General features: G+C 69.8%; 5 protein-coding genes. 2 read left to right on the top strand and 3 right to left on the bottom strand.

From position 1 onward, the window contains the following. A partial coding sequence (locus tag VHK87_RS09420; protein WP_329634642.1) for an NAD(P)/FAD-dependent oxidoreductase occupies window positions 1-414 on the bottom strand: 414 nt, incomplete at its 3' end. A gap of 96 nt (window positions 415-510) precedes the next feature. Here VHK87_RS09420 and VHK87_RS09415 point away from each other — a divergent pair. Then, window positions 511-960, top strand: a complete 450-nt coding sequence (locus VHK87_RS09415) for an Rrf2 family transcriptional regulator (RefSeq protein WP_329634641.1) — start codon at window positions 511-513, stop codon at window positions 958-960. A 4-nt stretch (window positions 961-964) separates the two neighbouring features. Here VHK87_RS09415 and VHK87_RS09410 read toward each other — a convergent pair whose 3' ends face one another. After that, the gene (locus tag VHK87_RS09410) at window positions 965-2,482 is read right to left on the bottom strand and encodes a phospholipase D-like domain-containing protein (protein ID WP_329634640.1); all 1,518 of its coding nucleotides are present in this window, start codon (window positions 2,480-2,482) and stop codon (window positions 965-967) included. Between the two features lie 59 nt (window positions 2,483-2,541). After that, window positions 2,542-3,396 carry a hypothetical protein gene (locus VHK87_RS09405; protein ID WP_329634639.1) on the bottom strand — a complete coding sequence of 285 codons (855 nt, stop codon included), beginning with the start codon at window positions 3,394-3,396 and terminating at the stop codon, window positions 2,542-2,544. 112 nt (window positions 3,397-3,508) lie between these two features. Between VHK87_RS09405 and VHK87_RS09400 the strand changes: the two genes are divergently transcribed. Next, a partial coding sequence (locus tag VHK87_RS09400; protein ID WP_329634638.1) for a hypothetical protein occupies window positions 3,509-3,986 on the top strand: 478 nt, incomplete at its 3' end.

The raw sequence follows: 3,986 nt of genomic DNA, 5'->3' as shown, positions 1-3,986 counted from the left end.
CACCTCGTAGCCGTGGCAATAGGGGCAGTGCAGTACGCTGACGCCCCAGCGGGGCGACATGGTAGGCAGCGGCAGGTCGTCGACCAGCCCGGTCGCCAGCACGAGACGCCGCCCCTCGGCGACGCCCGCATCGGCCAGGTCCACGGCGAAGGCGTCACCGGCGGCCCGCGCCGCCACAGCCTGGCCGTCGACAAAATCGACCGTCGGGTAGGCCGAGAGCTGCCGCAGCCCCTCCCGAACGATCGTTGCCGGCGAGGCCCCATCCTGGCCCAGGAAGCCGTGGGAGGCTTCAGAGAACCGGTTGCGCGGTCGGCCTGCGTCCACCAGCAGGACCCTGCGCTGCGCCCGGGCCAGCTGCATGGCGGCCGACAGGCCAGCGAAGCTGCCGCCCACGATGATCACGTCATAGAGCACGTCCGCACCTCATGTATCTACCGGTGTTACATATGCGCTGCCAGCCGCCTTTCCGCAACTTCTTTTGTTTCGTGAGGAGAGGATGTAAGAAGCGGAATGCGCACCGACAGCCGCCTCTCCCGCATGCTCCACGTGCTCATCCACATGGCGCGGCACGACGGACCGGTGACCTCCGAGGTCATCGCCCGGATGCTCAACACCAACCCGGTCGTGGTGCGCCGGACGATGGCCGGGCTGCGGGACAGGGGCTTCGTCGCCTCCGAGAAGGGCCACGGTGGCGGATGGGTGCTCACCAGGCCTCTGGAGAGCATCACCCTGCGCGACATCTATGACGCCCTGGGAAAGCCGACGCTGTTCGCCATCGGAATCGCCGATGACGCGCCCGAGTGCCTCGTCGAGCAGGCGGTCAACGCCGCCCTGGGCGACGCTCTGGCCGAGGCCGAGCAACGCCTGCTGGCGCGTTTCGGAAAGGTCACGATCGCGAGCCTCGCCGCCGACTTCGACCGCCGCGAGCGCGAACGCTCAGCCGCGACGGCGGCGGGCTGACACCTCAGACCGCCTCCTTGATCTCCCTGGCCGGCGGCGCGGGCAGGCCGGCCGCTGCGAGCCGCCGCTTCTGTTCTGCGAGCCTGGCCGCCATCGCGCGCCTGCGCCGCCACGGACGCCACGCGTCCGCCCGGCTGATCGGATCACCGATGTGGTGGGCGGCGATGAAGGCGGCGAGGGGGCCGAGCTTCTGCGGCTCGAGCCTTTGCAGGCGTGGCGCACCACCCGCCTGCAGCAGGGCGATGGCGCCGCCAAGCGAACCGGCCTTGACCGTCGCCGCCTCGACCTCCGCCGCCGAGACACCGAGCCAGTGGGCGACCTCGCGGCTGCGCAGGTCGCGGATCTCCATCCGCGTCCGCGCCGCTGTCGGTCCCGCGGCCTCGATCGAGACGTCGCACTCGGTGTCGTAGCCTGACGAGCGGTTGTTGAGGTTGGTGGAGCCGATCCGCACCAGGTCGTCGTCGATGATGGCCAATTTGGCGTGGACGATGATGATCCGCTCGCTCTCGGTGACCGGGCAGAAGGTGTGCAGCCGTCGGTGTTTGTTCGCCAGCTCCAGCCGCTTCAGGAAGACGCTGCGGGTCCGGTCCATGGTCATCTGGTCGAACCAGCTGGGGCAGTGGAGGGTGGAGATCAGCACCACCTCTGGGCCGTCCGGCTCCTCCAGCCGCGCGGCCAGCGCCTCGGCCATGATCGGCGAGGTCATGTATTGGTTCTCGAGGTAGATCAGACGCTTGGCCTTAGCGATCAGGGCCAGGAACAGGGCCTCGTTCTCGCGCAGCTCGGGCTGCCCGCGGAACGGCGAGCGGGTGCGGGAGATCCCCACCGGCACGGGGCCGAAGGTCGGGGCCAGGCAGGATGGCCAAGGCGAGACCTGCGGCGCTTCCAGCGGGCGCGGCACGTCCTGGCCGGTGGCCGAGCGCCAGCGCTCGCGGAACAGCTCGCCCAGAGCCCTGGCCGGCTCGCCCTCGAGGGCGCTCATCAGCTCGTGGCGCGAGGGATAGCACTTGCCGCCCCTGCGGACACGCCGGGCGTCGTCGTCCTCGTGACAGGCGGTGTCCCAGCGGTCCGGGCCGATGTCCCCGCCGCCGCAGAAGGCGAGCCAGTCGTCGATGATGATCATCTTCTGATGGTGGCTGGCGCCGACCGGCAAATGGCCGTCCAGCTTCATCTTCACTGACGTGCCGGTGAAGCAGCGCCGGTCCTTGACGGTGAAGAAGTTCTGGGTCGCCGAAATGGGCAGCGAGGCCTTCCAGCAGAGCAGGCGGATGTCGAGGTGCGGCTTCTCCTCCGCCAGAGCCTTCAGGAACGGCCCGATCCGGTCGCCGTCCGCCGCCTCGCCGCCGGGCAGCGGATCGAAAGCGGTGTCCGGGTCAAAGGCCCAGTTGAGGAAGTGGATGGAGCGGCGTGCGTTCTTCATCGCCGCCTTCGCGGCCACGAAGTAGTCCGCCATGTCGATGATCACCGCGGCGCGCGCGGCGCGCTCGACACGCCAGCAGGTGGTCCCGGGCTCCAGCAGCACTCACCCCTCCTTACAGCGCAGCTGGGAAATGCGCGCCCAAGGTCAAGGTTCCTGCCGGGTCAGGACTCCGCGCGCTCGCGGGCGCCCATTTCGGCAAGGTCGCGTTCGGCGGCGATGTAGCCGAAGGCGAAGCGGCTGCGGCCCTGCAGGATCTGCTCGAACACCTCGCGGGCCCGGTCGGTCTCGCCGTTGTAGAGATGCCAGTTCCCGACGCCGTAGCCCTGCGTCGCGTAGATGGTCTCCACGTCGTGGATCACCTGGCTGCCCTTGTCCGGGCTCAACAGATCCTCCGGCCGGAACTCGCCGCGGTACATCCGCAGGCGGCGATAGTAGGAGGGCCCCTCCACGAACGCCTCGTCCGGCAGGCCCTCGGGGATGGTCGCCAGCACCTGCGTCGCCGCCGCCGCGTCGCCCTTGCGGCGCAGGGTCATGTAGAGCCAGTCCGCGCAGGCGGTGAGCCCGTCATAGTCGGCCGGCCGCACCCAGTCCTGACAGCGGCGGTAGGCGGCCTCCGCCGCATCCCACTCCCGCAGCAGATAGTGCGCGAGCGCCAGGTGGTACCAGGTGTTGAACTGGATGCTGGTGGCTGGCACCGGCAGCTCGTTGCCCGGCCCGTCCGGCTCGATCCACTCGTCCATGCCCTCGATCAGCGCCGCCGCCCGCGCCAGGTCGTCCCGCCCCTCGGCAAAGCGCCGCGTCGATAAATAGCGGTGCCCCCGCTGCCGCAGCAGCTCGAACGAGTCCGGAAACCGCTCCAGCCCCTCGCTGAACACCGCGATGGCCTCCTCGATGCGGTAGCGGAAGCCGAGGACGCGGCCGTACCAGACGGTGTGGGCGAGGGTGGGGTCGGCTTCATACGCGGCCTGGGCGGCGGCGAGGGTGCGGCGGGAGCGGTCGCGGATGTCGTCGGTCATTGGACAATTGGAAGGGGCGAAGTCCACGATGGCAAGGCGGAGGCGAAAGGTCGCTCCGCGGACCGGCGGCCGCCGATTGGCGGCGCCCCTGTGCCGCAGCTAGAGGAGCTCGATGCAAGCTCTCCAGATCTTCGCCGCGGCGGCCCTCGCCATCCAGCTCGCTCCGGGCGAGGTCTCGTCCCCGCGCAACGACTACAACTACACCGTCGCGAGCTCCGGAGAGCTTGCGGTTTTCGCCAGGTCCGACGCCGAGTTCGCCCGCGCGAAGGTCCTGGTGCGCCGCAAGGGCGCAGAGCCGGAGCTGATCGGCTTTTCCGACACCCGCTACAGCGACTCCGACCCGCAAATCTCCGCCGACGGGCGCACGCTCTGGTTCGTCTCCGACCGGCCGACGGGCGAGCGGCCTGGCGGCGACCTGAACATTTGGCGTTCGCACGTGGCCGATGGCCGTTGGACTGCGCCCGAGCCGATCTCCCGCGCCAACAGCCCCGGCGTGGAGCTCGGACCCGAGGTTCACGACGGCCGCCTGACCTTCAACTCGACGCGCAAGGGCGGCCCCGGAGGGCTCGACATCTGGTCCATGCCCCTGG

It is taken from the genome of Phenylobacterium sp. (assembly GCF_036263695.1).
In the GTDB taxonomy this organism is placed as follows: Bacteria; Pseudomonadota; Alphaproteobacteria; order Caulobacterales; family Caulobacteraceae; genus Phenylobacterium.
Note: the sequence above shows the minus strand (reverse complement) of the source record. Positions and strands in the feature narration are given on the sequence as shown.